This is a genomic window from Candidatus Arsenophonus phytopathogenicus (assembly GCF_056113345.1).
The window spans coordinates 1-26,719 of record NZ_JBUIOB010000018.1 but is presented as its reverse complement, the minus strand read 5'-3'; the positions used below and the strand labels follow the sequence as shown (position 1 = coordinate 26,719).

General features: G+C 40.2%; 41 protein-coding genes and 5 pseudogenes. 22 read left to right on the top strand and 24 right to left on the bottom strand.

Going from position 1 to position 26,719, the window contains the following annotated elements; genetic code table 11:
* The 20 genes and pseudogenes from AC01GB_RS14430 to AC01GB_RS14335 all read right to left on the bottom strand — a co-directional run.
* A pseudogene (locus AC01GB_RS14430) lies at positions 1 to 115 on the bottom strand (DNA transfer protein); the annotation flags it as partial.
* A complete protein-coding gene (locus AC01GB_RS14425; protein ID WP_474452454.1) occupies positions 93 to 560 on the bottom strand; it encodes a DUF2824 family protein in 468 nt (155 codons plus the stop codon). The pseudogene AC01GB_RS14430 and the gene AC01GB_RS14425, both read right to left, overlap by 23 nt.
* Before the next feature lie 116 nt (positions 561 to 676).
* Positions 677 to 835 (bottom strand): hypothetical protein, encoded by a 159-nt coding sequence (locus AC01GB_RS14420; protein WP_474452452.1) that lies wholly within the window; start codon positions 833 to 835, stop codon positions 677 to 679.
* Positions 832 to 1,209 carry a hypothetical protein gene (locus AC01GB_RS14415; protein WP_474452451.1) on the bottom strand — a complete coding sequence of 126 codons (378 nt, stop codon included), beginning with the start codon at positions 1,207 to 1,209 and terminating at the stop codon, positions 832 to 834. Before AC01GB_RS14415 ends, AC01GB_RS14420 begins: the two co-directional genes overlap by 4 nt.
* A pseudogene (locus AC01GB_RS14410) lies at positions 1,209 to 2,614 on the bottom strand (packaged DNA stabilization protein). The gene AC01GB_RS14415 and the pseudogene AC01GB_RS14410 overlap by 1 nt, the downstream one beginning before the upstream one ends.
* Complete coding sequence (locus AC01GB_RS14405; RefSeq protein ID WP_474452450.1) at positions 2,586 to 3,065, bottom strand: packaged DNA stabilization gp4 family protein; 480 nt, start codon at positions 3,063 to 3,065, stop codon at positions 2,586 to 2,588. The pseudogene AC01GB_RS14410 and the gene AC01GB_RS14405 overlap by 29 nt, the downstream one beginning before the upstream one ends.
* Positions 3,066 to 3,125: 60 nt before the next feature.
* Complete coding sequence (locus AC01GB_RS14400) at positions 3,126 to 3,854, bottom strand: phage capsid protein (protein WP_474452449.1); 729 nt, start codon at positions 3,852 to 3,854, stop codon at positions 3,126 to 3,128.
* Between the two features lie 53 nt (positions 3,855 to 3,907).
* Positions 3,908 to 6,110, bottom strand: a pseudogene (locus tag AC01GB_RS14395) (portal protein).
* Positions 6,111 to 6,112: 2 nt separating this feature from the next.
* A complete protein-coding gene (locus tag AC01GB_RS14390; RefSeq protein ID WP_474452447.1) occupies positions 6,113 to 7,552 on the bottom strand; it encodes a PBSX family phage terminase large subunit in 1,440 nt (479 codons plus the stop codon).
* Positions 7,536 to 7,946, bottom strand: coding sequence for a DNA-packaging protein (locus AC01GB_RS14385; protein ID WP_474452446.1), 411 nt, complete (start codon positions 7,944 to 7,946; stop codon positions 7,536 to 7,538). The genes AC01GB_RS14390 and AC01GB_RS14385 overlap by 17 nt, the downstream gene beginning before the upstream one ends.
* 16 nt (positions 7,947 to 7,962) lie before the next feature.
* Complete coding sequence (locus AC01GB_RS14380; protein WP_474452445.1) at positions 7,963 to 8,094, bottom strand: DUF2560 family protein; 132 nt, start codon at positions 8,092 to 8,094, stop codon at positions 7,963 to 7,965.
* 74 nt (positions 8,095 to 8,168) lie between these two features.
* Entirely contained in the window at positions 8,169 to 8,372 is a 204-nt protein-coding gene (locus AC01GB_RS14375; protein ID WP_474452444.1) for a hypothetical protein, read from the bottom strand.
* Positions 8,369 to 8,959 (bottom strand): BRO-N domain-containing protein, encoded by a 591-nt coding sequence (locus tag AC01GB_RS14370; protein ID WP_474452443.1) that lies wholly within the window; start codon positions 8,957 to 8,959, stop codon positions 8,369 to 8,371. The genes AC01GB_RS14375 and AC01GB_RS14370 overlap by 4 nt, the downstream gene beginning before the upstream one ends.
* A 249-nt stretch (positions 8,960 to 9,208) precedes the next feature.
* Positions 9,209 to 9,652 carry a lysis protein gene (locus tag AC01GB_RS14365; protein WP_474452442.1) on the bottom strand — a complete coding sequence of 148 codons (444 nt, stop codon included), beginning with the start codon at positions 9,650 to 9,652 and terminating at the stop codon, positions 9,209 to 9,211.
* Positions 9,649 to 10,074: a lysozyme gene (locus tag AC01GB_RS14360; RefSeq protein ID WP_474449986.1), complete on the bottom strand. Its 426-nt coding sequence runs from the start codon at positions 10,072 to 10,074 to the stop codon at positions 9,649 to 9,651. The genes AC01GB_RS14365 and AC01GB_RS14360 overlap by 4 nt, the downstream gene beginning before the upstream one ends.
* Entirely contained in the window at positions 10,040 to 10,417 is a 378-nt protein-coding gene (locus AC01GB_RS14355) for a phage holin, lambda family (RefSeq protein WP_474450330.1), read from the bottom strand. Before AC01GB_RS14355 ends, AC01GB_RS14360 begins: the two co-directional genes overlap by 35 nt.
* Positions 10,417 to 11,169, bottom strand: a complete 753-nt coding sequence (locus AC01GB_RS14350) for an endonuclease (RefSeq protein ID WP_474450299.1) — start codon at positions 11,167 to 11,169, stop codon at positions 10,417 to 10,419. Before AC01GB_RS14350 ends, AC01GB_RS14355 begins: the two co-directional genes overlap by 1 nt.
* On the bottom strand, positions 11,166 to 12,101 hold the full coding sequence (gene ypfJ, locus AC01GB_RS14345) for a KPN_02809 family neutral zinc metallopeptidase (RefSeq protein WP_474452441.1): 936 nt from the start codon (positions 12,099 to 12,101) through the stop codon (positions 11,166 to 11,168). The genes AC01GB_RS14350 and ypfJ overlap by 4 nt, the downstream gene beginning before the upstream one ends.
* Before the next feature lie 353 nt (positions 12,102 to 12,454).
* Positions 12,455 to 12,802 (bottom strand): antiterminator Q family protein, encoded by a 348-nt coding sequence (locus AC01GB_RS14340; RefSeq protein ID WP_474449709.1) that lies wholly within the window; start codon positions 12,800 to 12,802, stop codon positions 12,455 to 12,457.
* Between the two features lie 67 nt (positions 12,803 to 12,869).
* The gene (locus tag AC01GB_RS14335) at positions 12,870 to 13,226 is read right to left on the bottom strand and encodes a RusA family crossover junction endodeoxyribonuclease (RefSeq protein ID WP_474449935.1); all 357 of its coding nucleotides are present in this window, start codon (positions 13,224 to 13,226) and stop codon (positions 12,870 to 12,872) included.
* 502 nt (positions 13,227 to 13,728) lie between these two features.
* Here AC01GB_RS14335 and AC01GB_RS14330 point away from each other — a divergent pair.
* Positions 13,729 to 14,418, top strand: a complete 690-nt coding sequence (locus tag AC01GB_RS14330) for a hypothetical protein (protein ID WP_474451281.1) — start codon at positions 13,729 to 13,731, stop codon at positions 14,416 to 14,418.
* A gap of 397 nt (positions 14,419 to 14,815) precedes the next feature.
* On the opposite strand, the gene AC01GB_RS14325 is transcribed toward AC01GB_RS14330, so the two are convergent.
* The gene (locus tag AC01GB_RS14325) at positions 14,816 to 15,019 is read right to left on the bottom strand and encodes a Cro/CI family transcriptional regulator (RefSeq protein ID WP_474452440.1); all 204 of its coding nucleotides are present in this window, start codon (positions 15,017 to 15,019) and stop codon (positions 14,816 to 14,818) included.
* 101 nt (positions 15,020 to 15,120) lie between these two features.
* Here AC01GB_RS14325 and AC01GB_RS14320 point away from each other — a divergent pair.
* From AC01GB_RS14320 to AC01GB_RS14315, 3 genes and pseudogenes are all read left to right on the top strand, one after another.
* Positions 15,121 to 15,396, top strand: a pseudogene (locus AC01GB_RS14320) (helix-turn-helix domain-containing protein); the annotation flags it as partial.
* The gene (locus AC01GB_RS18110) at positions 15,373 to 15,579 is read left to right on the top strand and encodes a hypothetical protein (RefSeq protein WP_488656431.1); all 207 of its coding nucleotides are present in this window, start codon (positions 15,373 to 15,375) and stop codon (positions 15,577 to 15,579) included. The pseudogene AC01GB_RS14320 and the gene AC01GB_RS18110, both read left to right, overlap by 24 nt.
* A 436-nt stretch (positions 15,580 to 16,015) precedes the next feature.
* Complete coding sequence (locus AC01GB_RS14315; protein WP_474452439.1) at positions 16,016 to 16,360, top strand: transcriptional antitermination N peptide; 345 nt, start codon at positions 16,016 to 16,018, stop codon at positions 16,358 to 16,360.
* 2 nt (positions 16,361 to 16,362) lie between these two features.
* Here the strand turns inward: AC01GB_RS14315 and AC01GB_RS14310 are convergent, their stop codons facing one another.
* Complete coding sequence (locus tag AC01GB_RS14310) at positions 16,363 to 16,863, bottom strand: hypothetical protein (protein WP_474452438.1); 501 nt, start codon at positions 16,861 to 16,863, stop codon at positions 16,363 to 16,365.
* A 169-nt stretch (positions 16,864 to 17,032) separates the two neighbouring features.
* Here AC01GB_RS14310 and AC01GB_RS14305 point away from each other — a divergent pair, with 169 nt between their 5' ends.
* A complete protein-coding gene (locus tag AC01GB_RS14305; RefSeq protein ID WP_474450259.1) occupies positions 17,033 to 17,308 on the top strand; it encodes a hypothetical protein in 276 nt (91 codons plus the stop codon).
* Positions 17,309 to 17,353: 45 nt separating this feature from the next.
* Here AC01GB_RS14305 and AC01GB_RS14300 read toward each other — a convergent pair whose 3' ends face one another.
* Positions 17,354 to 17,779, bottom strand: coding sequence for a hypothetical protein (locus AC01GB_RS14300; protein WP_474452437.1), 426 nt, complete (start codon positions 17,777 to 17,779; stop codon positions 17,354 to 17,356).
* A 292-nt stretch (positions 17,780 to 18,071) separates the two neighbouring features.
* Here AC01GB_RS14300 and AC01GB_RS14295 point away from each other — a divergent pair, with 292 nt between their 5' ends.
* Positions 18,072 to 18,332 carry a hypothetical protein gene (locus tag AC01GB_RS14295; protein WP_474452436.1) on the top strand — a complete coding sequence of 87 codons (261 nt, stop codon included), beginning with the start codon at positions 18,072 to 18,074 and terminating at the stop codon, positions 18,330 to 18,332.
* Positions 18,333 to 18,348: 16 nt separating this feature from the next.
* Here AC01GB_RS14295 and AC01GB_RS14290 read toward each other — a convergent pair.
* Positions 18,349 to 18,667, bottom strand: a pseudogene (locus AC01GB_RS14290) (DUF1640 domain-containing protein).
* A 60-nt stretch (positions 18,668 to 18,727) separates the two neighbouring features.
* On the opposite strand from AC01GB_RS14290, the gene AC01GB_RS14285 reads away from it, so the two are divergent.
* From AC01GB_RS14285 to AC01GB_RS14210, 16 genes are all read left to right on the top strand, one after another.
* Complete coding sequence (locus AC01GB_RS14285) at positions 18,728 to 18,874, top strand: hypothetical protein (RefSeq protein WP_474452435.1); 147 nt, start codon at positions 18,728 to 18,730, stop codon at positions 18,872 to 18,874.
* Positions 18,875 to 18,886: 12 nt separating this feature from the next.
* Positions 18,887 to 19,519: a Rha family transcriptional regulator gene (locus AC01GB_RS14280; protein ID WP_474452434.1), complete on the top strand. Its 633-nt coding sequence runs from the start codon at positions 18,887 to 18,889 to the stop codon at positions 19,517 to 19,519.
* Between the two features lie 99 nt (positions 19,520 to 19,618).
* Positions 19,619 to 20,428, top strand: coding sequence for an antA/AntB antirepressor family protein (locus AC01GB_RS14275; RefSeq protein WP_474452433.1), 810 nt, complete (start codon positions 19,619 to 19,621; stop codon positions 20,426 to 20,428).
* 1 nt (position 20,429) lies between these two features.
* Complete coding sequence (locus AC01GB_RS14270; protein ID WP_474449917.1) at positions 20,430 to 20,750, top strand: hypothetical protein; 321 nt, start codon at positions 20,430 to 20,432, stop codon at positions 20,748 to 20,750.
* A 196-nt stretch (positions 20,751 to 20,946) separates the two neighbouring features.
* Complete coding sequence (locus AC01GB_RS14265; RefSeq protein ID WP_474449779.1) at positions 20,947 to 21,195, top strand: hypothetical protein; 249 nt, start codon at positions 20,947 to 20,949, stop codon at positions 21,193 to 21,195.
* On the top strand, positions 21,192 to 21,941 hold the full coding sequence (locus tag AC01GB_RS14260; protein WP_474449916.1) for a Sak single strand annealing protein: 750 nt from the start codon (positions 21,192 to 21,194) through the stop codon (positions 21,939 to 21,941). The genes AC01GB_RS14265 and AC01GB_RS14260 overlap by 4 nt, the downstream gene beginning before the upstream one ends.
* On the top strand, positions 21,850 to 22,470 hold the full coding sequence (locus AC01GB_RS14255) for a lambda exonuclease family protein (RefSeq protein ID WP_474452416.1): 621 nt from the start codon (positions 21,850 to 21,852) through the stop codon (positions 22,468 to 22,470). The genes AC01GB_RS14260 and AC01GB_RS14255 overlap by 92 nt, the downstream gene beginning before the upstream one ends.
* Complete coding sequence (locus AC01GB_RS14250; protein WP_474451165.1) at positions 22,422 to 22,619, top strand: single-stranded DNA-binding protein; 198 nt, start codon at positions 22,422 to 22,424, stop codon at positions 22,617 to 22,619. The genes AC01GB_RS14255 and AC01GB_RS14250 overlap by 49 nt, the downstream gene beginning before the upstream one ends.
* 287 nt (positions 22,620 to 22,906) lie before the next feature.
* Positions 22,907 to 23,146, top strand: a complete 240-nt coding sequence (locus tag AC01GB_RS14245; RefSeq protein ID WP_474452432.1) for a hypothetical protein — start codon at positions 22,907 to 22,909, stop codon at positions 23,144 to 23,146.
* A complete protein-coding gene (locus AC01GB_RS14240; protein WP_474452431.1) occupies positions 23,143 to 23,382 on the top strand; it encodes a hypothetical protein in 240 nt (79 codons plus the stop codon). The genes AC01GB_RS14245 and AC01GB_RS14240 overlap by 4 nt, the downstream gene beginning before the upstream one ends.
* Before the next feature lie 94 nt (positions 23,383 to 23,476).
* Positions 23,477 to 23,782: a hypothetical protein gene (locus AC01GB_RS14235; protein ID WP_474452430.1), complete on the top strand. Its 306-nt coding sequence runs from the start codon at positions 23,477 to 23,479 to the stop codon at positions 23,780 to 23,782.
* A gap of 396 nt (positions 23,783 to 24,178) precedes the next feature.
* The gene (locus AC01GB_RS14230) at positions 24,179 to 24,913 is read left to right on the top strand and encodes an antA/AntB antirepressor family protein (protein WP_474452429.1); all 735 of its coding nucleotides are present in this window, start codon (positions 24,179 to 24,181) and stop codon (positions 24,911 to 24,913) included.
* Positions 24,914 to 25,030: 117 nt separating this feature from the next.
* On the top strand, positions 25,031 to 25,264 hold the full coding sequence (locus AC01GB_RS14225) for a hypothetical protein (RefSeq protein WP_474452428.1): 234 nt from the start codon (positions 25,031 to 25,033) through the stop codon (positions 25,262 to 25,264).
* 223 nt (positions 25,265 to 25,487) lie between these two features.
* Positions 25,488 to 25,730, top strand: a complete 243-nt coding sequence (locus AC01GB_RS14220; protein WP_474449909.1) for an excisionase — start codon at positions 25,488 to 25,490, stop codon at positions 25,728 to 25,730.
* A complete protein-coding gene (locus AC01GB_RS14215; protein WP_474452427.1) occupies positions 25,687 to 25,992 on the top strand; it encodes a phage integrase Arm DNA-binding domain-containing protein in 306 nt (101 codons plus the stop codon). The genes AC01GB_RS14220 and AC01GB_RS14215 overlap by 44 nt, the downstream gene beginning before the upstream one ends.
* Before the next feature lie 360 nt (positions 25,993 to 26,352).
* The coding region (locus tag AC01GB_RS14210) for a tyrosine-type recombinase/integrase (protein WP_474452455.1) at positions 26,353 to 26,719 on the top strand (367 nt) is incomplete at its 3' end.

Sequence of the window (26,719 nt, the reverse complement as noted above, 5' to 3'; positions counted from 1 at the left end):
TATAAGGTGCCAGATTTTGCATAACCTGATTCCATTGCTCTCTTTGCAAGTCTATTGCTTCACGTGACGCTCTGGCCTGTTCGCTAGCGCCGTTATCTCCACTGCCTCCACCCATCTTTTAATTCCTCTTTGGTGACCTGGTACATTGTCATATTGATTTGTTGATTACCCGCGGTTAATGCATTGTCAATCACACCGACTCTTCGCATATTCATTAATTTACAGATAGCTTTCCCCCACGGCGTTTTTTCAGGAACATAGGTAATAACGGTGGAAAAATTGACATTATCCACCAACCATGTTGAAAAATTTCTCGTTGCTATCAATGCATATTTGCCCCGAAAACCCGGATCAAACACCGGATGAATTTCAATTAACTGGTTGCGAATAAATTCTATTGAAAAAAAACCAACCAGCATTAACCCTTCATAAACACCCACATAAAGCTGATTGTTCTTTAATTGATAATCCCCGTTATTTTCCATGGCATAACCGATCTTGCTTTTATCTGTAAAAAACCGCTGGAATTGTTGGATATTGTCAATAATTTTAATTTTCATCAGTCAATCAACCCGTGCGATCTTAACGCGTCTTCTAATGCCTTTATTCGCTGGCGAGATGCGATTAACGCATTAGCCAATGCATCAATTTCATCTTTGTCATAATCTTTTCCAATTTAGAAGGATTGATCGGCATCAAAATTTTTCTTCAAGGGCGTACCGATAGCTGGCGTAAATCCCATAACACGCTGACCAACCACTTTTGTGCCGTTAACAGAATAAGCAGTGTTGACATTGAGGGATGATGATAAATTTTGCTGAGTGACTCGACTCAACGAGACGTAATCAACGATGATTTCAGATACTTTACCATCAGATCCTGTATCTTTATCTTTAGTCCATTTACATCATTTTCAATATTAAGCACTCTAACTTCAAGACTTGCTAAACCCTCCTCAGTTTTTGTTATTCTTTCTTCGTGATGACCAAGAATAATATCCTGCTCTTCATTTTTAATTTGGGCTGAATAGGCTTCATAGCCCGCATCATTAGCCCTATTAACCACCTTGCCTATATCCTCAGCACCGCTTAATACTATTCGACGGTAGGTTTCACTAAAATTTTGAGGCAGGATATCGGGAGCAATATAGGCACCTTGTACACTGATTGGATTTTCCAGTCGTGAGTTGGCATAAGACTGATTAGGCATTATTCCATCCTTACTGACAGGTCAGATAATGTTACGGGTGATTGAGTGATAATACGTATCTTAAAACCAATGTTTTTTCTCACTCTGCCAATTCTTCGCCAAATAATTCGCTGGTCATAACGAAAGGGTGAGTTTTGCCCTATCAATTGCTCTCTGCCATAATTGATACCGTCTGTTGTTGCAGATAGAAATAGTTTGTCAGCAATTTGGGCAACACCCGTTGAGGCTTCCAGTTCAAAATCAAATAATCTTGCATTGTCAGCTTTTATCATGGGTGTATAAAAAAGGTGCTCTGTCGATTGTTCATATTGATTTGAGGCATTAAAAACCAAATGACCGGTAACACCCTCTTTTTTGTCACCCACTGTTATTTGATTTCCATAGAACATAAAATCAATCGCACGATAGGGATCGTCATAAAAACCTGTTTTGAGGATTGACCATTGATTATGTGCCGAAGCATCAAAGCAAAGTGTGTGTTTAGGCAGGTGAAGGATTAATAATTCATGGTTATCAAATTTAATGGACTCCATCACTGATGTAGATAATTCTTCAGCAGAATAATGACTGATGATTTTATCAATGGTAGCGGTTGATATTTTGTTTTTTTCACCCGCGCCGATAATATAAATAGCAGGTTGTCCGGTTGATTGTTGGCTTAGGATGGCGTATTTATCCTGATAACGACATTTGCAATCACGACCGGCAATACCCGACGGAATCATATAAGCTGGCTGAGCCTGATAGATGGGTTGAAGAAGCTTCATCCGATCCAGTCAAGGTAAAATACTCTATGCTTGATGAACCAAAACAAATAATCATATCTCGCCATGAGTCGACGGAAACGATACCATCGGGCTGAGATTCGGCACGATAGAAGGGTCTATATCTATCCGGTTTAGATTCATCCTCCAGATCAGTTACACCAAATCGTTCACCGCCTTTTGTAGCCAGATGTAACGTCCCCGATTGCGGCAGACATCGATCACTTCGCCTAAATCATATTGCGGGTATTTATCCTTTGGCCAGTTTGATAATTCCTTCTCTGTTCCGTTATATCGATAGAACTTTAGTTTACCGCCAAAACAAACGGCCTGACTGTTTCCTGAATGAGAAAGTGAAACCCGATCAGTTCCAGGTATATTAGCAATTTGAATGCCATTAAGATAAAGCTTGTTACCACAGACTCGATAGAGCGTGTTGTTTTTTGTATTAAATTGCACACCACGTGATATGCCGTTCACTTCCTGCTTTTTTCAATACCAGGGAGTAATCTTAAGTAACCCGCAGCATTAAGTACCTCTTTAGGTGTTGCCAGCATATTCACGGGTAAGGCATCAATATAATCGGCTGTCTTGATATCTTTAGCTAATCCTTTAGCGAGCGGAATCTGCATTTTTGGCATGGAATCCCCTCTCAGCATAATAGCTATCAGCTCCTAACGAGGAGTATTTATTACCTTGACCAACAGGCATATCACCCCGCCTTTCTATTGATGGAACACTGAGCGTGTCAATAAGAAGCGCATCATAGGATGCGGCGGCCGACGCTTCTTGTCTCGGGGTAGGCTCAATGCCATAATCCGATAACATTCGCAGCATCAATTGATAACCAATGGCATGCTTATATTTGCGAGGAAGGCCTGTTGCATCATTCGGTGAGGGTTGTTCATCTAATGAAAACTGATAGCCCAAATCCCCAAATGTAATTTGTAACTCTGCCATTAAGTCTTCAAGGTCAGTAATACTATCTTCAAGCGATTGGGGTGCTAACTCTGTGTTAGTGGCAACTGAGTCAATACCCGCCTTGCGCAAAACAAACAGAGCAATCTCACCTTTAGTTAGCGGTTTTGTCATCTTTAGTGCCCTTCTCTTTTTTAGGCTCATTAGATTTTTCAGGTGTTTTTTTAGGTTCCTTTACTTCATCAAGAGATGAAACAAAGCCCATTTTTTTGAAGGCAGGGAAATCCGCTGGCGTAATGCTTTGTTTTTTCCAAGTGCATAGGCGATAAGTTCCGTTCCCTCATCAGCAGCATGAATTAAAATTTCCTGCTGCAATATAGGTACCTCTGCTCGCACAACTTCTTCCATCGCCGTATAATCTTTTACGGGCAATTTAGCGGCGCGCTGTTGATGAGATTGTAAACGTTGAATAAACCGCTCCTGAACTTCTTGTTGCTGCCTTTGCTGCACTTGTTTCTTTTGTTCGGCATGGCTTTTTTTCTCATGCCAATCTGTCAGTGCTTTTTCATAGACTTCTTCATCATAATCACACGATTCCAAGGTGGGTTTAGCCGGAATAACGTTATCATGATCAACTGGCGATTGATGAGACTGCTTGGCTGTTGATTCCTCAAGCTGTCGTTTCAATTCGCTATTTTCTTTCTGTATCTTTTCAAACCCTCTACGAAGATCTCTTACCCATTTTGGGGCAGCCTTATCTTCGTCAGAATCATTACTCAAAGCGATTTCTTCATCGCCGATCTGCAAGGCGTAATCTTGCTCCTGATCGACGTTCTGATCTGGTTTTTCTTCATCAGATGATTCACCATTGACAATTTCTGCATTGTCAGTGGTGTTACTCTCACTAACTTGTTTTGTTTGTTCTGTTGTTTCTAGCTGTTGTGGTTTCTGATTTTCAGACATAGGTACCGCCTGACCATCAATAATCAGTTCATTTTCCATTTTTCTACTACCCCTTAACGCTGCGAGAGATCCGCAGGTGACTTTAGGTTAGGTTGAGATTGAAGGGTTTTCTCCACATCCCTATTTTTTTTATGCTGCGTATCGGTTGCTTTTAGGATTAACTCGGCATCCGCTCGTGATGAGTCGCCTTGTTCTTTCTGGAATTGATGTAACATTTTTAGCGCTTCTCTAATTTCAGAGCGCTTTGTACTGTCAGCAGAGGCAAGAAGTTGAACCACTTTAGCTTCTGCTACTCTAGCCTCAGTCTGAGCCTGAAAAGCTTTAACCTGAATAGACAACTCTTCGTTCTTCGCTTTCTGAACTTCAGCTTGCCCTTGCATCAATACCCCTTGAGCGGCGACAAGTTCAGCATTAGGTTGTTGGGCTTGCTGTTGAGCCTGATCAACAACTTGGGCTTCTTCTGCATTACGAGGCTTAACAACGCCTTGAGTTAATAACTGCTTGCGATTGTAATCTTTGAACTCGTCGAGCCCTTCCCCGTCCATATTATCTAGAATAATCCCCTGAACAACTGCACGCATTGGGTCTTGCGGTAACATTCCAGCCAACAGATTAGTCAGAACTGAAACAGTAGCATCACGTCTCGCGGTATAAGATGGCCCCACATCAACGGTGACATCATAACGACCCGTCGATAAGTCATTCATCGCAACCACTTGTCCTGTCTGCTTATCTTTGATGGCCACCGACATTAACGCTATATCATCAGTGCCATCATCATTAATAATACGGACTTCTCTGTCTGAACCATAAACTTCTCTGGCCATCGATAACCAAACTTCACCCGCCCTTTTGAGGCTTTTAGCCATGTTATCTAAATAGATAAATGAAGACATATCTGATCGATGCATCAGATTATTGACGGTTTCTTTTGCTATATTACTCGGCATCTGCTGCATGGCCTGACTTGAACCGGTTACTTCTTGAATATCACTACTGGTTTGTTGTAATAATGCCGCCATTGCCTGATTGAGTGGCTGCGGTTGGGTGTATCCTATTGGCGTTGGTGGAGCAATAATATTGCCTTGTTTGTCAACAATCTCATTTAATGGTAAAAAAGCGGGTCTGTCCTTATCCCTGGTTTCCCAATATTTCTCCAGTTTTTTTATCTGACTTTTACCAACAATCGGAATCGAACCCGTATCCTGAGTCGCAGAATCTGCCAGCATCGACACTTGTAAGTTATACAACCGTTGTGCATCCATGGCTTTTGCTATATGCCCCTCAACTCGCTCAATATCATCGATAAACCACCGCTTACCATAGACTGGAATTAACGGAATATGATCACCTGGTATTCGTTGAGCTTTCTCGAGGAATCCATCACCATCAATCACTGAGACATAAACACGTTTGCGCTTTATAGTTCGCCGAGCTTCCTCAATAAAGCCTATGTCTTCAAGATCATCCTGAACAAGTTGAAGTTGATCACTGTCATAGGTGACTGTTTCATTAGTGAAGGGATTTCTAAAACTAATAACATCGACGGATTCTTTTTTTACTTCATAATACTTGGCAATATAAACAATATCATTATCAAACCAGTCATAATCCCAAGTTTTCTCAATTCTGCCATCTAACGTCGCCGGATCTTTATTGTATTGTGCTTTGTATTTATCAACTGACAGTGAATACATACAGAAAAGCCCACTGTGCATCAGATTTATCATATTTCTTGGCGTCAGGATCAAACCAAACGGAGCGGGCAGGATCGTATATTGGCTCCAAGCAAATACGCTGTCTTTCGTCCATGGGTTCAAGTTCATTGACTAAATTTGTCGTCAGCCTGAAACAACCAAATCCACCTGTCGCGGCATCATCGAATGCATTATCACATGCCTCACCACCGTCAGTTTCTTCGTAATCAGCACGAAATAAACCATTTAATTTATTGGCTAATTCTTCGCTAGCTTCCTTGTCACCAGGCCTAAATTTCACCGTAATTCGATTATTGCGATATTCGCTAATTATTCTGTTTAATTCATTAGATATTTTATTGATTTCAAATTTGGGATATTTCGCAAAATATTTTTTTACTTCAGAGCCAGCGACCGTTGCGCCTTCCCATTGCCCACCAGGAACGCGCGCAAATCTTGTCGCCTCAATACATTTACTTCTTACTTCTTCTTGCGATGAATGCGCACGGTCAAATCTGAGCATAATTTGCTCATGTCTTTTATGTAATGTTTCAGCCATAATTACCAACTAGAAGATGAGGGGACGAATATTTCAGTGTCTTCTTTTAAGCGGATGGGATTAGCAAATGACATTATGAGGGTATCAGCCATATTGGGCGACTTTATCCCTTTTGATCTCATTTCCTCTTTGCTTCTCAATTGAATTAATCGATTACCCGGTGTACGTTTTCGTTGTTGTTTAACCAATTCAGATTTAAGTTGTGATAACTTCTCTATTTTTGATGATAGACTTATCAGTTCTTCAGGATCAATATATTCTCCCTTTTCAACTGCACACCATGTTTTATAAAATCTGTCTGCCAAATAAACCCAATATTGAGCGCGTTTATTTCTAAACGTATCGCGGTTAGTTCTGTCATCATTATTTAAAGATGGGATATATTCTCCGTTCCCTGGAACATATATTTCATTAGGATAATCGGGAGAATCACCAGCGCCAAAGCCAGTCACAACCATCTTATTACCATCATTGCTATGTCTTAGATGGGTTTTTACTGTACCCGCACCTAAACCAATGTTGTCATAAATAAAATCATCAGCTCGATAGTCAAAGGCTTCATCAAAAGCCCTAATAGTTGCATCTGCCACATCACCTTCTGACCAACTCACACAATCCTCAACAAGAACGCCATAGCGTTTTGATAATGCTTTTTCATCCTGACCAGAATCGGCAGGATCAAAGGTAACAACACGAATGCCTCTTGGCCTAAGTCCTAACTTGATGTGTGCATCGATCGCAGCATCTACCCACTCAGGCTGAATTAATGCATCATCATAATTAGCATCACACTCTCCACCGTAAATATGAAGCCATTTTTTATAGTTTTCACGTTTCATCTTCTCAGCATCATTTTTTAGTTCTTCTGGTAACCAAGGGTTATCCAGATAGCTCACTTTACCGACATATATTTCATCGTCTTCGTAATAGCCTTGATCATCAATCCTTTCCTTGTAAGGCTTAACGAAACGCTTATATACAGCGCCATCTTCTTCTGCCGGATTAAATGAAAACCACAGCTCAGAACCTGACTTACGGATGGTTGGAATAAGTATATCAAGACTTTTTTCAGATACTGTTTCAGCCTCTTCTACCCATGCAACATCAAAGTCGTGCTTTGACTTGATAGAAGCAATATTACGTGCTAACTGTCCGTATTTGAAAAGAGAGTCATTGATACCTTTAATGCAATTATCAAGAATACGAAACCGATTTTGTAACCTCAGCGTTTCTACCTCTGCTTGTAAAACAGCGTGTACAGAATCTTCTATAGAATTCATAAATTCACGCAAACACAAAAATCTGCGCCTATTAATCGATGCTGTTATTAATGCTATCTTAGCAAAAGAAACCGTTTTCATGCCGCCACGACCACCAAAGTAAACTTTTATGCGTTTCGGTTTAAACATTGGCGCGAACTTTTCACTAATTTGCACCTTCACTTATAGTCATTCCTATAAATTCAATACTAATTTTGTTGTCCGTTTCAATTGCGCCGCCATCTTTACCTATGAGGGCAGTTTCTTGTTTTTCTGCGTAGCCATGATTGGATAACATTAATTTAACAATCGTTGGGTTAAACTCGCCTGTAAGCCCTTTATTTATCAGGCTATTTTCTTGAATAGTTTTGATAGCCGCTAACGTGCCTGAAAATTCTTTATTTTCTTTAGCATATTCCTGTGCGGTAGACCTGCTAATACCTAAGTAACAGGCTAGGCCAGCTACGCTGGGTACCACATCGCCTACCGTTTTATATTCACCATTTAAATAGTGTTTAGCTTTTTCAAGACTGACGACTAATTTACTTGGGCGTCCAATTTTCTTTTTACTCACCATAATTTACTCGCCAGGTTTACTGGAAAAGGAGTAAAGCTTCTTTCCCCTTTTGGATTGACTTTTGCGCACGGGCAACAAGCGTACTTTCTGCGCCGGACTCGTGCCATAAATCCTTAAATATCTCAAATTTCAGCTTCTCGTCTTTCACAAAATCGATGTTAAAATATCAAGGCGCATTTGTTGTTCTGCGGTTATTTCTTTCATCATTTCACCTGTTTCAAATTAATGTTTATGTTTAGCCGCACTCTTCGCCCATCGTTTAGCCTGATTGAGACAATCCGATATCATCTTGCCTCTTCTGCTAGCTGGCTGTTTGCGGTAATAGCGGATCGCTTCACTTGTTGCCATTGCTGCTATTGATGAAGAAAAGCCGAGCTTTAATAACTCGGCCTTGATATTGGCTTCAATGAATTGTTCGGGGGTCATGCTTGACTTTCTCCATTTGCAGGGTCTTCAAATCCAGGCAGCGTTAGTTGAGAAAGTGACAAAATGGTTTTCTCAGCTTTACGTATCTTATTCAGATGACGCTTACGTAAATTCATTAAGTCACTGCCTTTTCTACCAAAATTGTCAAAAGACCATTTATTCGCAGCAACCAGACGGTTTTGCATCTCTCCAATGGTTAAATCCTTCAATTCATTAATATCGAGAGAGGCTAAAGTTGTTTTATCAATCTCTTCTTTTTCTATCAAATTAAGTACCCATTTACGTATCTCTTTAGCAACTGGCGTATCAGCAAGCATACCTAATAAGTGAAGACCGCGAAGAGAAAATAAACGTACTTTAGTTTGAAGATTGGCCCCTCGCTTTGATTTATTCGAGGTCACTGTTGCGATGACCTCGGTCATCGCAGAAGTAAATTCATCAGCATTAGCATTGTATAAATTCGTTACCGATTTAGTCTTCGAATAAGCCAGCAATTCAGCTACCTGTTTACTTGTAAACCAAATTTTGTTATCTCCCTTATCAAAGGGAATGATACTTTTTTCTTTAAAAGTTAAAACGCTATTCATCGTACTGTTCCTTATAGAAAATCGAACCTGCTCACACAGAAAAGCCGCCCACAGAAAAGTACCATTTTAAACGGCAATTCTCAGGCTCGACTTTCTGTAAGGTTCTGTGTTTGATTAATGCGCGGTGAGGGCGCAGTGATTATTAAGATTTGAATGTGCCAATTAACAATTGATTGACAGATATTTCATTGTTTTTATTACAAGAGGTCAAGTTGACCACCTGGGTCATTTGATGTGCCAATGACCGATTCAATGACACTGTGTGTTGACGTAACCCTGAAGCCCTAAGGTTTGGGCGGTGACTGTAGCAATCTGTTCTCGTAAGGTGTAATAAGCCTGTTCAGCGTCTGCTGTAAGTCGGGGGGCGGTGCCATCATCCACGCCGGCGGCACCGGACTCTTTGGGGCAGGTGGCATTGACCCGCAACCGCTTAAAACCCCGAGCAACATCAAGCCTGAGTGCCTCAATCGTCTGTCTCGCATGCGTTAATTCCTGATAATGTTTTTTGTCCATCTCGGCCAGCTGGTCAAGCTGAATACGTTGGGTCTGTATATGATGTTCGGTTTTTTCCGCCTGTTGCCGGGCATGCTCCGCTTTCATCTGCCAGAGGCTGGACTCTGCGCGATAATGCATCAGACCAATCGACAGGGCTGTTATCACGGCCAGCAGGACAATCAGTGATCCGCGCATCATGACAAAAACCTCTCCCGTTCCGCCGCTCGCCGTCTGACCAGTCCAGTCAGTTTTTTTCCGTCCGCATAGACCCAGCGGTTAAATTCATTCGCCGCGCCCGCAACATCGCCCGCATTGAGTTTTGTTAACAGGGTCGAGGTCGCGAATGCTTCCTCACCGATGTTAAAGACCAGTGATACCAGCGCATCAAACTGGAGTTGGGTCAGCGTGACCCACACACACCGGTTAATCACGTCCTCTGTCTGCTCGAGGTCATCGGTTAAAAAGCGTTCCGCCTGTGACGGTGAAATTGTCATCCGTTCCGTCACCCCCTGCGTATGCCCATAGCCAATCGTCCAGCGTCCGGCCGGACAGCGATAAGCCCGAAGGCGACACCCCTCAAACTGTTTAATCCGACTTACCCCTGCGTCGCTGGTTGTCATTTTTTTTCCTTGTGTCCGGTTTTTTGACCGACAACCTCAACCCCCGAAAAGGCAGTGAGTCCGTTAATGCCTCCCCCAGAAAATCAGTGCCAAGGTAACCGATGAAGACACTGGCCAGATAGACCAGACCCGCACTTAACCCGAAAAGCGCCAGCAGGTCACGCGCAAACCACGCAATAATCGCGCATATCGTGGCATCAATCAGGGTCTTGCGCCATTTCTTCTCCTGATATCGCCCGCGCAGCCACGCCATCAGAAACGCCAGCGTTGCGCCCACGCCCTGCTCTTTAATCGACGCCAGGAAAGCGCAAACGCTCTCCCATGCCCCAGTGAACTTTTCCATTATCGTTTTTTCCATGCCTTTTCACCCGTCACAAACGGATTGTGCACACCGGTAATCGCCGCAATACGCCGGTCACGTTCGCGTTCACGCGCATCGGGGGGATATTGCCTGTCCCACTGCATTAAAATTGCTTGCTGCTCAGGGGGTATCACAAAACCATACCGGTCTGACATATAAAACCAGACCCGGGCGACGAGTCCCTTGACGTCATCGCGCGGTTCAAAAACCCGCTGTTTAAAATCCGGACGGCTCTGACACTGCCCGTAAACAAAAGGGACCTGCCCGGCTTCGCCATAGGGCATATTACCCCGGTCGTTATTCACTTCACCTGACTCCGGTGCCAGATTGTGCAAATCGCCTTCCGCTTTTCGAAATTCCGGGTCTTCTTGACGGCAGCCTTTTCGGCCGCCTTTTTCTTTACAGCCAAACGCCTGACCGAATACCGACGCCGGCACGATATGCTCCCACTCAATCCGCTGTGCACGATGACGGTGAACTTCCCGTCTGACCGCCTGACCACAACTTTCAAGGTCAATTCGACCCCCGTTTTTTCCTGTCCACTGCCAGTCACAGCCACAATAGAGGGTGCCACCTGCACCCTGATTGAGGTCGTGGTAAACGGCCTGACGGGAAACCCATTTCGCTTCACTGAAACTCTTCGGGGTATTAACCGGCTTAGTCGCCTGAGCGGGTGTGCTTAACACACTCAACAAGCACAGGATACCGATTACCCAATGTTGTCTGATAATCATCGTATCTCCTTGAAGGTATTACATTGTTTTGGGTCACCGCTATCAAAACCCCGCTTAAACCAGTCATGACGCTGTGCCGATGTCCCGTGCGTGAACGTCTCGGGAACCACCCGTCCATGACCTTCCCTCTGTAGCCGGTCATCCCCAATCGCTTTGGCCGCATTGAGCGCGTCATCCAAATCGCCCATCTCCAGCCAGCCTTCCTGCTGCACAAAATGCCCCCATACCCCCGCGTAGCAGTCCGCCTGCAATTCCAGCTTTACCGATAACTTATTGGCCGATTTTCTTGACATATTCGCCTGTGCCAGGTCTACTTTTTTCAAGACACCCAGCAGGTGTTGGATATGATGCCCCACTTCATGGGCTATCACATAACCAAAGGCAAATTTACCGTCTGCCCCCAGTCTGTTTTTCATCTCGTCATAAAATGACAGGTCGATATAGATAGTGCGGTCAGCAGGGCAATAAAAGGGCCCTATCAGGGTATAGCCCGTGCCGCAGCCTGTCTCTGTCTCTCCCCGATATATCACCAGTTTCGGCAATCGGTAATGACCGCCTCCCTCAGCAAAAATCTTCCGCCAGGCATCTTCAGTTGATGCCAGTATCACCGAAGTAAACCGGGCTGCTTCGTCCTCATCTACAAAACGATTAACAGGCAACGTTTCTGGCACCTGTTCAGATGCCGCAAAAGCCCAGCGATAGCCCCCCAGTAACAGCAGGAGGATAACTACCACCCACCCCCACCAACGCCAGTGTGAAAACACAAAACCTTCTGCTAACAGCGGTTTATATTTAAGTTTTCTTTTCTTTTTCTTTGCCTTTTTCTTCCGGCGCTTCAAGGCTTCTTCCAGACTGGTATACTCTTCCTGTGCTTCGGCGGTATTCCGCCGGTCTTCTACCTGCTCACTTTCCCGTCTCTCTTTCCAGTGCATGTATGCCCCTTTTTAAGCCATAAAAAAGGCCGCCTGAGCGACCTCTTTAAAAACAGAACGGTAGCCAGCCGCCTTACTCGTTTTAGGTATTTAATTTGGGAGTATTGCGGTGGCGTAAATGAAAAACCCCACGCTTTCACATGGGGCTATGCACTACTGCCTTATTTACCTTATGTACCCTACGAGCTTATAAAAAGTAGTGCACAAACAAGATATAACTATTTGGGTAACAACACAACCAAAAAGAAAACCCCGCAAAAAGCGAGGCTCTAATATATGTTTAAGCGCTAACTCAATAGCTCTGCTCTACTATAGCATATAATACTGTACGGATGTACGGACAGTCAAGCATTTTACTTTGTTGCTTTAAGGAGAGTGTGAACCGTGCCAGCTATGTAGGATTCAGCCCTACCCATGTACGCAGTGATATAATCCGGTCTTTTCTTCCAGTTTTTAGCTATCATCCGGCATGAAATATGATGCTGATAATGTAAGCAAATGATATTGTATCCATCGATGTCATATTTCTTCAATCCTGCTACTGCTTTATCAACAATTTCACCTTCCTCATCACTTAACCAGGGTCTGTCATCGTCGAATTTAACAGGAGCAATGGTAGACATACCTTTGTACTCGGTTCCAATGCGGGTCATGCTCCAGTTTCCCCATGCTTCCAGTAAATCTTTTACGTGCCTGCTCATCTCCCCTCCGGCAAAATGTGAATAGAGGCATGGTCTTAATGCCCTGCGTTGAATGTTGGTTTCTTGATTACGCTAATTCCCAAATGGTGATAACCAGTTTCCCGCCCTTAATGATTTCCTTTCGCTCAACGTGCAACACATCTATCTGAGCATCATCAATTATCAACCCGCCATGACAGAGTGCATCAATCGGTGCTTTCATCAGGTTATCTAAATCTCGCTTACGACGGTCAGGTGGATACACCCCTATCTCAACCCCTAAACGTTGCGATAATCGCTTACAAAGCTTTTGATGCAGGATTTCTGCAACTACCGACTGGCGGTATAATCTCCCTTTTGCGGTGATGAAGTGTTTGTGTTTTGCGTGATACCAGTAGTGATTTACGGAAGGAGGGAAAGGAACGGTGATTTTAAATTTTTCCAATATTATAAGTTTCCAAATGCGATTAATAACCAAAAAATAATGCAGAAAACAACGCGCTGAATACGAAGCGAAGCCTAAACCCCTTTCTACAGAGCAAATCCTTGATTCCATATTTAACAAGCAAGATGACACCGTTAATACGGTTGTATCACTCACTCTCAATCTGAAAGACAAAAAGCCTCAGCCTTCATTTGATAACTGTTGCTTATCGAATACTTATCTCTATTCTGCAAGAAAATACTCAAAAATCCGAAAATCAAATTTCATACAGACAAAATGATTTGATAGTTTTTGCAGCAATCCTAACGTGAGTTCATGGTAAGACCTAACTAAATGAATAGTATAAAACTAGACTTAAGTTTAAGGTGACTTAATAAGTATTTTGAGTTAATTTAGACTTTTCATACGAATAGCAACAGCATAAAAAGTAAACTGAAAACTTTTATATTGACTTCAGAGTAATTACTTAATTTTAAAAAATATATTTATATAGGGAAATATTATGTCAATATCAGTTCAATCCAATCTAAATTCTTATTCTTTATTTACTAGAGAAATTGGCGATAAATATATTCAACAAGCAGAGAATAGTTCTTCAAAAGAAGATGCTACACATCTGGATATATTTACTAAAATAAAAGACTGGTTTTGTGGAACAAAGACAGATGAAGTTTTGGGTCTACTTTATGACTTGACTCATACCCCAGACAATCAGTCCGATATTGAATCATCTTTGCAAAAAGCAGAAGCTTTTTATAAGTTGAAGGAAATTAGTCCCGCAAAACATCAAGATAAATTTCAGGCATCTATTATAAAAAATGAAGCCAGTAATGATTATACATTTAAATACTCTATAAAAGGGGCGATGGAAGAAAGAGCATTTTCCTACGGAAATACTATAGATAATTTCATCCCTTTTCTCCGACAAAATGACGACAAAACTCATTTTAATGAAAGATTAGGAAATCTCTGTAATAAAGGTAATCCTGATAATACATGGATATATGACTTTTTTGATTCTCACCAAGAAATAAAAAAATCTATGCATAATAACAGTGATATGTGGACTGGACCAAATACTGAGGGTTATATGGATGATGCGTTTGACTTAAATGAAAGTCCGTATCTCCGTTTACAGGATGATCCTTTGCAGCCACACGTAAGTATTTTTGAAACCAAAATGAAGTACTGAGATACCCCCTTCTCAGTTCTAGAACTTGAATATAATTTACCATTTTCAGTTTATAAATTTGATAATCTTTATTTCAATTCTGTTAGTTCATCTTTAATTGAAGACAATCTTCAAGGATATTGATAAAAAAAAGATGAGTTCATTAAAAATGATTAATTACCAATGAAAAATATTATGTAGATTATTCAAAAATAGAAATTTAAATGGTTTATTCACAATAAGATTATAATGGCACACTAAGTTTGGTGTGCTCCTCTTACTTCATTATTTTAAATATCTTTAGGATGTCCTACACTTGAATCCATAAGTTTCAGATAATAGTTATCCCTCCCGATGGGCTGGGAATTTATAAATCTCCCAATTTCAGGGAGGCCAGGTTGTTAAAGAGCGGTATAAATTAGTTCGTTTTTTGCTTGATGTTGCTTGACGGAAAAGGTTTCACTTCCTCAGCTTCAACTTTCCCGTCATCATGGATAAGAACAGTAATTCTTCTTCTCATACGGAGCGCTTTACTTATACCACTTTGGTATAAACCTAGCGCTTTAGCTGTTTTTCCTTGTCCATGCAATTTTACGTATTCAAGTAAAGATAATCGTTTCATTAAAATCTCCCTTGGTTTGTTTTTATTATCACCTGAAGAGATTTTATTGTCAACACCGCTAAAGGTTTGAAGTTATTCCTCTAGGTGATAAAATTATTTACATGAAAAAGAAACCATTAAATCAAGAACAGCTAGCTGATGCTAAGCGATTAAAAGCGCTATTTAATGCGAAAAAGAAGGAATTAGGTTTATCTCAGGCCGTAGTTGCTGATCACCTTGGAATTGTACAAAGTGCGGTAAATTCTTTGCTAAATGGTATTAATGCACTTAATGCACGCAACGCTGTTGCTCTTGCAAAATTATTAAGAGTGTCTGTAAATGACTTTAGTCCATCTATTGCAAAAGAAATAGCTATGATGTATCAAACTGTAGATGTAAATGATCCAAACATGAATTTAGTCCATGATTTATCGCAACAAGAAAAAAATTTATTGCAAATGTTTAATGAGTTACCACAAAAAGAAAAAGATAAATTTATAAGTCAAATTAATTTGAGAAAAAACGAACTTGATCAGCTTTATGAAGAAATGAAAGCCGTTAAAGAAAAGAAAGCTTGTTAATTTTTTATCCCTCCAGTTTATATATTTTTTTATCTTAAAATCAGTAAATTAGATTTCTTCCGAATAAAATAATCTCTTGCGGTGTTTACTTTTAAATCTTTTAAAGTGATACTTATATCCATCAACTCACTGCAACAGGCAAACGCCAAGACAATACCACGAGTTATCTTAAGCCGAGCCAGACGTTGCCAAGTAGCCAGCCTGAGGCATATGAACATGAAGGCAAGTGACGACAGTTAAGCAGTACCGCTCTTTAACACCCTTTCGCTGAAAAAGCGAACCATAAAACACCCAAACAGTCGGTTTTGGGGTGTGTGAAATAACCAAAATACAGTCATTAAGTTAAAAACCAACACCAGGGAACTACCAATATGACTGTAAATATAATCCGGATACCTCCGGCACACACCACCAAAACCCATTGTCAGGAGGTAATATGTGTAACTTTCATGGTTATGATAATGCTCGTAGTCGTCGACATGAGCGTAGAAGAGCCAAGCAAGCAGCTTATGAATATAACAAAGCACTTAATATGGCATTGAAAGCAGCGTTAAACCCATCTAAGCAATCGAATCAACAAACAACTCCAGACACCAAACGCCCTGTTCTTTCACTAAAAAGAAAAGTGATGAGTCGTGTTGAAATAGCAATATCAATTCGTCCTACTAAAGTTTATGACGCACTCAATAATTGCTGTTTGCCTAAAGTGGCTTTGTATTCAGTCAAACCGAAACATTCTAGCCCTATTCTAATTTCTGGGGAATTCACGGCCAGAATTTAACATTACTGTTTCAATTTACTTACGGGCGCCAAATAAGAGGATTTACATATATGACAAACAAGGGTTGCAATACGAGGACCAATACCAATCTTGGCCTCAACAGATTGTATGCTAAGCACCGACGCCTTACCAGACTCATAACAATGAGCACAAAAATAGGAATATTTTCCAACGGAATCGGAAGAAAGCTCCTTGCGATAGAAGATAGTTCCAATCATCGGGCTCCATGCTTCATACTCAAGAGACTCAGAAGCCCATTTCTCTTTGTCAGCATTTTTTGCTTGTGCTTCAGCGAGAGATTGCTCAAGGAGAAGTATAGACTTTTGTTTCTCGTTAATAGCCTCAAGTAACTTTGTGTTTTCCGATTGTATATCGTGGAGTTTTCTATTTATTTCGTAAATAGCATTATCAATTTCAGATTGATTCTTTGCATCATTAATTACTTTAAATAGAGCCAAACTTTCTTTGATTGCTGCAATCGCAGCAGGAATTTCACCAAACATAACAAATCACTTTCTCAATTCGTTGAGGTGAATTGATTATACATGATTTCATTCGTTGGGGAACGATGAAACCACCGAGCCTGATGTGGTGAAAAGACAGGCAACTAATCATATTTGCAATCTTTCATTGCAATAACAGGTTCAAATGGGAAATTTAAGAGGATAAACAATGACCACCAATTGCGAAGATGAAAGAATTACATTCAAACAAAATTCTGATTGTATTAGCCAATACGCTGATCACTTTGGCTATTCGTCTTTTGGAGATACAGGAAACAGAATAGGGTCAATATCATTTTTTAAGCATATAACTGAATGGGTTGATAATGAAAAAACGCAACTATCAAGAGAAACTATTGCAAATATCAGGATGCCTGAAGAACAATTTCTAAGGCTAGCTGAATATATTCTGGAGCAACATGAAGAATCAAAAGATAACCAATAATAAAAGTCGCCCTATTCTGAAATCTGTTGATGTAACGGCAAGTAATTAAAACGCAGAATATGATGGAACACAAATAGCATCATCACCAAGATAATCCATTAAATAATTGGAATCACAGCTATGACAAATAGAGGTAGAAAATATTTTTCCATTATAATTAGTCTTGCCTCCCGTTGGTTGAAGTATCGATATTACTCTATTTTGGTAGCAGTGTGCACAAAGATAGTGAAGATTGACCTCATCATTAGCCGAAAGCTTAGACCGATATACTATCGACCCCGCCGGAGTTTTATGCATTTCATAATTAGCAGACTGGCTTGCAAGCTGTGAGTTAAGCATCTGTAAATCTGTAATCTTTTCTCTGAGTTCTCCAACCGCTTGATTAATGATCACTGTATCTCGATTGCCAATAATAACTTTCAGAAGGTCATAACACTGCTTGGTTAAAGTCACACCTGATAATAAATCCATTTTATAATCTCTATCACTGTAGGGGTGAGATTATTTTAGCTTATTTCTCTCTGTAGGGGTACAAGAGAAACCACTGCCGCCTGAAGTGGCAAAATAATCAGGCAATCAAATCAATTTAAGGATGTGTGAATGCGGCTATGCGCTCGTGGGACAGTCAACACACTATAAATTATCTTTCAAATAGCTAAATATAGTTTGATTGCGTTAACCCGTCCGTGATGACTGTAATCGGACACCGAGAGGCACTCGGCACACATCCTACCTTTCCAGCAAATGTTAACAAGGAGTACACATGATGAGATTGGACAATCCACGCATTGTCACGGCAAAGCACCCAAATATGGGAAATCTGGTTGGGGTGACTAATGGCAGTCGTGATTTAAGCGACTCAATATACTTAAGCAGCATTGATATTCGTGATGATGACGACATGGAAACAAAAACTTTCAAAGAAATTATACAGTGCTTAACAAAAGAAAATAAGCGTCTTAAAAAAGAGAATTTAAGACTAATGAAGATACATCGTGAAATTGGCGGGCTGTGCAGGACTTGAACCTGCAACATAGGGATTAGAAAAATTTTAGTATTGCCGTTGCCGCACTAATAGTCACAACGATTACACCACCAAGTTTTAAAAGTAGTCCAGTAGCAATATGTTCGACATCTTTACGGACTAGTGCTATCTCAACCGATAAGTCTTTACGAACTTCTGTTATTTGAGTAGTTAAATCTTTACGTACATCTTCTAAATCTCTCTTGGTGGCTACATCAGCAACCTCATGTGACTTACGTACAGCAATAGAAATTGCTTTAGCCTGCTCTTTTGGCAAACCCGCATTCTCTAATGTTTCTGACAAATTCTTGTGTATCAAATGCAACCTGACCCATAGGGAATCCTCCTTTTTGGTAAGTATAACTCAACATTAACCATTGACGAAAGAAGAAATTATGCGCTATAGTTTATCTGCATCTGATAAATCAGGTGTCGGGATTAGCGTTCCGCGAGATACAACCGCGACAAATGCACGCCGCGAGCGTGTTTTTTTATGTCGTAATCTAGCTGCAATTCAATGGTGGGCTGGATGGTGCAGCTGAAAAGCTGGCCGGTTGGTTGTATCCGGTAACGCTAACTCCATTCAGTTCACCACCAATCAAAGATTAGCGTCTTTTGGTGGTGAGTATTTTAAACAACCATCGGAGGCTACTATGGCCCTTCCAGTATTGTCAGAAACTTTATACACTGAGGAACCTCGTGTTTTCATTAACGATGGCAAGGTTTTAACTACATCATTAAACGTAGCTGCTTACTTCGGCAAGCTGCATAAAAACGTTATTCAAAAGATAGAATCTATCGATTGTTCAAAGAATTTCACTAAGCTTAATTTTCAGCTCAGCGAATATATTGATAGTACGGGTCGGAAACTTCCCATGTACGAAATGACCAAAGATGGGTTCGTATTCTTGGTAATGGGATTTACGGGCAAAAAAGCAGCTGCATTTAAGGAAGCCTATATTGCTGAATTCAATCGCATGGAAGCTGAATTAAACAACTCAATCGCTGTAACTGGTTCAACCAATAAAGTTCTGCTCACCTTACTTCCTAATGGCAAAGTAGATAGCGCAAGAGTGATTCATGATAATGAATATGTCGCTTCACTAGAGTCATTGTTCAAAATTGGCCGTCGCGCTGGTTATATGATTATTCATAAAGATGCATTAATCAAAAAACTATCAGAATAGCTTAATTTTCCTCAAGCACGTCTCCGTTTCAAACGGAAGCGTGCACCACATTAATAAATACCAATATTCATTAATCAATTAACTTTGAGGGATACCCTTATGCAAAATTTAATTAATATCGAAACAAAAAACATCAACGGCGCATTAATCCAGACGGTTAATGCCCGTGATTTACATGCGTTTTTGGAAATCGGTAAAGATTTTACCACATGGATAAAAGATAGAATAAAGCAATATGCATTTGTTGAAAATCAGGACTACATAATTGTAGAAAATTTGAGCTCCCCAAAATCGGGGAGTGCAAAATCTCGCCAACGTCCGATGAGCGACTACCATATTTCCCTCGATATGGCCAAAGAGCTATCAATGGTTGAACGTAACGAAAAAGGTAAACAGGCCAGACTGTATTTTATTGAATGTGAAAGACAGGCAAAAACGGCTACCCATGTTATTCCACAAACACTTCCTGAAGCGCTAAGGCTTGCCGCTGAAATGGCCGAAAAGGTTCAACACTTATCGTTAGTTAATAAAGAACAGCAAACCGAAATCGATAGTTTGAAAAACCTGTTCCAGGTGGGCATGTCACCTGTCCAGTTTTGCAAACAGCTTAATGGCGTAAACATTAATCAAGTCAACCTTTTTCTACAGGAGCGTCATTTTCTCTACGATGCAGAAAAGGATATCTACAAGTCTCATGTCTGGCGTGTGCATTCTTATGCAAGAGATAAATATTTAACCGAATCCCCCTTCATCATGACAAACGATTACGGGCAACGTCAGTGTTACAAAATCGTTCTGCTAAAAAAGGGGGCTTCATGGCTATATCACCAATACCTCAAAGGTAAGCTACCCATGAAAAAAGACTGGAACGGTGAATTCACTCACAACAAATATAGTCAGGTGGCCTAAGATGACAATGAATCAGGACGTTATTATCGCGCGTATCATTGCCGCATCCAAAGATATTTTTGCCTGTGAAAAAGCCATCGTGACGCTGAAAGATATTTATCATTCGGCCATACGTCAATATTTGATTAAAAATGGCGACCCCAGAGCACATTGTGGTTCACTTAGCCCAGAAAAACCGGAATACGAAGGCGTCATCAAATATACAAATCGCCACTATAGGGCGTTAATGAAGAAAAAGCGTGAACTCTATAACGCGCATCGTCGCCACCGCAGAGCAACACAGGCACTACTCAAGCATCAATCAAAGAAAACGGACGAATAAAGACCGGATTCTACAAATTAATCACATCTGAATATCAATTAAGGGTTAAAAACATGAACCAGCTTAAACAGCAGGAGCTTCGCTACGTCTTAAATAGTGACAGTTTCGTTAAAAAAGATTCCATAAAAATCATCCCCACCTTGCTAATCATCGCGTTGGCAAGCCTCGTTTTATTGTTAGCAAGATAGGAAGTGATATGAACCCTTACGCCATGCAAGATTACGGGTACGAACAACAGCAAGAAATTGCTTATTGGGAAGACAGACTGGACGACGAAATCAGCGAACTTGTCCAGCCTGTTTATGACTGCCTACCTTCCTCCGTCATGAGAAAACTCAGTAATGAGGATTTTGACGATATCTGGCAGGCGCTGTTTGACCATTTCAAAAATGAGCACATTCATCGATACAAAGCAATTCGAGCGCCTAAGAGGAAATATCTATGAGCGAAATACAACATACCGAAAAAGAAAAAAGTTTTCAACAGCAAGTTTGGGAAACGCTTTCTGCCATTAATGTTAACGAAAAAATAGAAAAGAAAAACGGACTTTCTTATCTCTCATGGGCATGGGCGTGGGGCGTATTAATGGCACACTACCCAGAATCTTACTATGTCATTGAACCCATGAACTATAACGATGATGGCAGTGCCATGGTGTCATTAACCCTCACCATTAAACAGGGTGATAACGAATTTCCCCGCAAAATGTGGTTACCCGTTATGGATTACCGGAATCAGGCGATTTCTAACCCTAACGCCGTTGATATCAACAAAGCGCTGATGCGTTGCCTCACTAAAGCCATTTCGATGTTTGGATTAGGGTTTTATATCTATGCCGGTGAAGATTTACCCGAACAGGAAAAAGTCGTGATACAACAAGAACAGGCACAACAAAAAGCCCGTTACGAGCAATTAATCAAGGAATTAAAAACCGCAGCAAAAGGGGGTGTTGAGTCGATGAAAACCCATTGGCAACAGTTAACACTAGAAGAGAAAGAAATTATTGGCGAAGAAAACAAAATGGCGATTTATCGCAATATTGCAATGAAAAATGAGGCTCATCATGAAGCAGAAAACGGACGAATGGTTTCAGGCAAGACTGGGGAAAGTCACCGCCAGCAATTTACACAAGGTGTTATCCAAAGGCAAGGGGACAACACAACGAAACTACCTCATGCTGTTAGTCTGTGAAACCCTGACCGGACGACGAGAAGAAATTAAAACCAGTCAGGCGATTGAACGAGGCATTGCCCTCGAGCCTCAAGCCAGAACACGATATTGCCTTAATGAGTTTGATGTCACGGTCACCGAAGTAGGCTTTATTCCCCACCCGACTATTGCGCTATTTGGCGCCAGTCCTGATGGCCTGGTTAATGATGATGGACTTATCGAAATTAAATGCCCCAACACCACTACCCACATTGAAACCATTATTACAGGAAAACCTAAATACGAATACCTGTTACAAATGCACGGCCAAATGATGTGCACAGGCAGAAACTGGTGCGATTTTGTCAGCTATGATGACAGACTTCCCCCCAACCTTGCTTACTACAAAATTCGAATTATCAAGGATGATGATTTAGTTAACAAGATTGAACAGGCCGTTCAAATTTTTATTGAAAAATTAAAATCAGAAATCAACAAAATTAATCAAAAAGCGGAGGCAACATGGCAAACCAGAATCAGTGTCACTTTACCGGACGCATCGGAAAATTAGAAGTCCGCTATACCCAGGATAAAATTCCCATCACCGTATTCTCTCTTGCTATCAGTAAATCAAGGAAAGATGACAGAGGCCAATGGATTGATGAGACCACATGGATAAATTGCAAGGCATTTAAGCAAAATAGCCGAATATATCAATAATTATGCACAAAAAGGCACATTTGTTCGTGTCACTGCCGCCTACAAGGAAAATAAATGGACAGACAAATCCGGTCAGCAAAGGATATCACCCGAATTTTTAGGTATTGAGCTATAGGGAACACTTTATAATTAATACCGCAATTTTTTAGTTAATTATCTAATTGATCTGCTTAGATTTAAAAAAAATTATTCATCACACTATTTATTTTATCTGAAAAATATGGCTAGCATAGGGAGCTACTATTTCATTTTCCAAAATAATTTTACTTTAAAAATAAAGGTATCTCATGAAAAAATTAAAAATAGGTGTATTTTTTGATGGTACAGGAAATAATGCATACAATACTAAAAAAGACATTCCTGAATCCGAAAAATATTTTACTAAAAGTACAAATAAACTAAACGAATATGAAACTGATGATCAAATTACTAATGATTCATTTTTAAAGCAATTAAATGAAGAGTTCAAGTTACCGAGAACCTATTCAAGTACTGAAAGGCTAATTATACCGGAGGTTAAGCAATGAAACTTAGCATCATCAAACTATTAATCACAACATTGCATATTTATCAGTGCAGCGTTCGCCTTCGAATGGTAGTTGGTCACATTGCACATACCGATGCCTGGCTCATTGACCCACAAATCAGGTTTAAACGTGGTGAATTAGGCAATATTCATTTAAGCGGGCAAGAGATAATGGTTATTGGCATGATGATAGTCCCTGCACTTATCGTTGATTTGGTAGTTTCCTTGACACATTGAAGAAATAGTTACAGAACAAAGAGGTCATTACCCAGCTAACCTATTCCACTTAATTAATACCCATTCATCAATTTTAATATTGAAGGATAGCTATATGCAATATTCAAGTATAGAGAGAATTCCAGACAATTTAAAAAAACTTAATGAAAATGCAAAATTACAAGTCGATAAAATGTTTAAAGGAGAAACTGTGGAAAGTTTAATTGACAACATTACCGCGGAATTAGGGAATAAATATATTCATTCTTCTCATTTTTGGGATGAAAACCCTTCAAAATATATAGCCTCACAACACAGTTTTTTAGATACAATAACACTGAATCTTTTACTAAGTAACCGTCCTACAGATGATAACATTCGAACAGAATTTGATTCTTACGGTAAGACTCTTGTAGAATAGCGGGTTTCAGGAAATCCTTGCTACTAAAATGGAAGCAGCAACAAGCGAACGAGTGTGAATAATAACTAGTAGTGGTAGGCTTCACAGGCAAAAACTGCTGCCTTCAAAGAAGCCTACATTACTGAATTCAACCGCATTGAAGCTCAACTGAGCAATTCTATCGCTGTAATCGGAACAACGAACAAGGTTATGCTCACCCTACTCCTTAATGGGGCACTCCTTATTCATGACAACTAATATGTTGCATCACTCGATACCCTATTCGAAATTGGCCATCGAGCAGGTTATATGATTATCCATAAAAGATGAGCTAATTAAAAAACTCTCTGAATAACTGACCAATTCCACTTAATAACATCAATACTCATTCATCAATTAACATTGAGGAACTTCTGTATGCAAAATTTAATCAACATCGAAACAAAAAACATCAACGGCGAATTAATCCAGGCGGTTAATGCTCGTAATTTACATGCGTTCCTTGAAGTCGGGAAAGATTTTACCACATGGATAAAAGACCGTATTAACCAATATGGATTTGTTGAAAATCAGGACTACATAATTGTAGAAAATTTGAGCTCCCCAAAATCGGGGAGTGCAAAATCTCGCCAACGTCCGATGAGAGACTACCATATTTCCTTCGATATGGCGAAAGAACTTTCGATGGTTGAACGTAACAAAAAAGGGAAACAGGCAAGACAGTATTTTATTGAATGCGAAAGACGGATTTTACAGCCGTCATTACCGGGTAATTACATCGAAGCATTAGAAGCCCTGGTTATCTCTGAAAAGGAAAAATCGGTTATTACTGACCAAAGAGATGAAGCACTTCGGACAAAATCACAAATCAGTCGCACTCGTGAAGCTTCTGCAATGGGCAAACTTAGTGTGGCTACGCGTAAAAATAGAGAACTTACCGAACGACTAGGAGAAAGTGTTCAACATGCCACCATCACAGCCGTAAAGAATGCCACAGGGAAAGAATATAAGTTTGCTCCACTTCGTAGATGGTGTCGTGAGAACCAGGTGGAAGCGACCGAAGTACCGGATATTCGCTATGGTCAGGTTAAGTCATGGCCTGCTGAATCATGGCTACAGGTATATCATCGACGTATCATGCCAACGTCCTGAAATTGCGCTTGATGTTCTGCTCGACCAGCGCAGGCTAACACCAGGTGGCTGTCCACTCCGAAACAATGCTATTCAATAACCTAAAAGGAATAAACACTGTAATGAATAACCGGATCCATGAAAATACCAAAACCAACGTTACATCATGTAAAAGCTGGTATACAGGTTATTTATCATGGTGAGATGATGAAAATAATTAGATTGAAGGAGAAAAAATTAACAAACAAGAGGTTGATATATCAATTTGATACCGATGGAGAAAGTAAAACATTAACCGGAAATGGCGGCAAGAAAATCACTGTATTAGAAAAAATAGACGACTTGCATAAAAGTAAAAGCTGGTATGTTTAGGAGATGAAGTGAAGTATGACCTGATACTCCCAGACCCACCCTGGCAATACCAAAACAAAGCATCAAACGGCGCAGCAAATAAATCCTAATACTCTTCCCCACAAATCATATGCCCTGACCTAACAAAGCACGAAGATAAACTTTTCGCTCTTCGTTATTGGTTTTCTGTGGGGCAATGAAGCGCCTGAGAATAGTGTGAGTTTTTGAATGAGGATAAATAAACATGATTACTTTAGCGGAATGGAACGCTCGAAGGGACAGGCCACGCCGAATGGATACCGTCAGAATTTGGGCAAGAAATGGACTAATTCAGCCCCCACCCATCAAGGACGGTAGAGAATACCTTGTCGAAGAATACGCCGTCAAAGTCAACAGTCTTAACGAAATTAGCCATCAGAGTTTGTTATTACGAAGGATAGGTCATGACCAGAACCAGAAAAATAAAAAATCGGGATTTGCCCCCTAACCTGTACAAAAGAAACGGGTATTATTCCTATAGAGACCCGCGTACACGGAAAGAATACGGTTTGGGTAGAAACAAAGCCTATGCAATTAACGAGGCTATCAGTGCGAATCAGTTATTGCTCAATACAGACAAGGTAAAGCCTTTGACAGAAAGGATTGATGGACAAGGAACTGTCTATTTTCATGAATTTTTAGATAGATATGAAGAAATATTGAAAACAAGGGGATTAAGGGAAAAAACATTAAAAGACTATCGACAGTAGAATAGGTAGTAATCAGAAAAGGATTTCTAGATGCACCGATACAAAATATAACCACAAAGAATAATTAGCGGATTTTCTTTAGCTCATCTATCAATGAACGATAAGACATAACAACTGCGAAACTAATGCGCAGCTTATTAAATGATTGTTTTCAAAGAAGCAATATACATTGGGCGTTAATACAAATAAATCCAGTTATATCAAACAAAGACATCCAAAAATAAAAATACAAAGAGCAAGATTATCTTTAGACGATTTCAATACTATTTTGGGTTTAATAAATAATGACCACCATTGGTTAACTCTCGCCATGAAATTAGCTTTAGTGACAGGTCAAAGAGTATCTGATGTCATCTCAAAATAAAATATAAAGATATTCATGATGGGAAATTATGGATAGTTCAACAAAAAACAGGAGCAAAAATAGCAATACCTCTTGATATTAAACTTTACGGAATAAAGTTGTCAGAGACTGTTGCAGATTGTAAAACTAATTCGGAGTTTGTCATTAATAATAATGGAAATAAAATTACAGGAGAAAGGATATCAAAAGAATTTAGACGATTTAGAGATATTTCTCAATTAAAATGGAAAGGTGAGCCACCCTCTTTTCATGAAATTAGAAGTTTATCTGCTAGACTCTACACTGAAAAAATGGGTAGCGGTTTTGCTCAAAAGTTGCTTGGACATAAGTCGGCCGCAATGACAGCTAAATATCAAGATGATA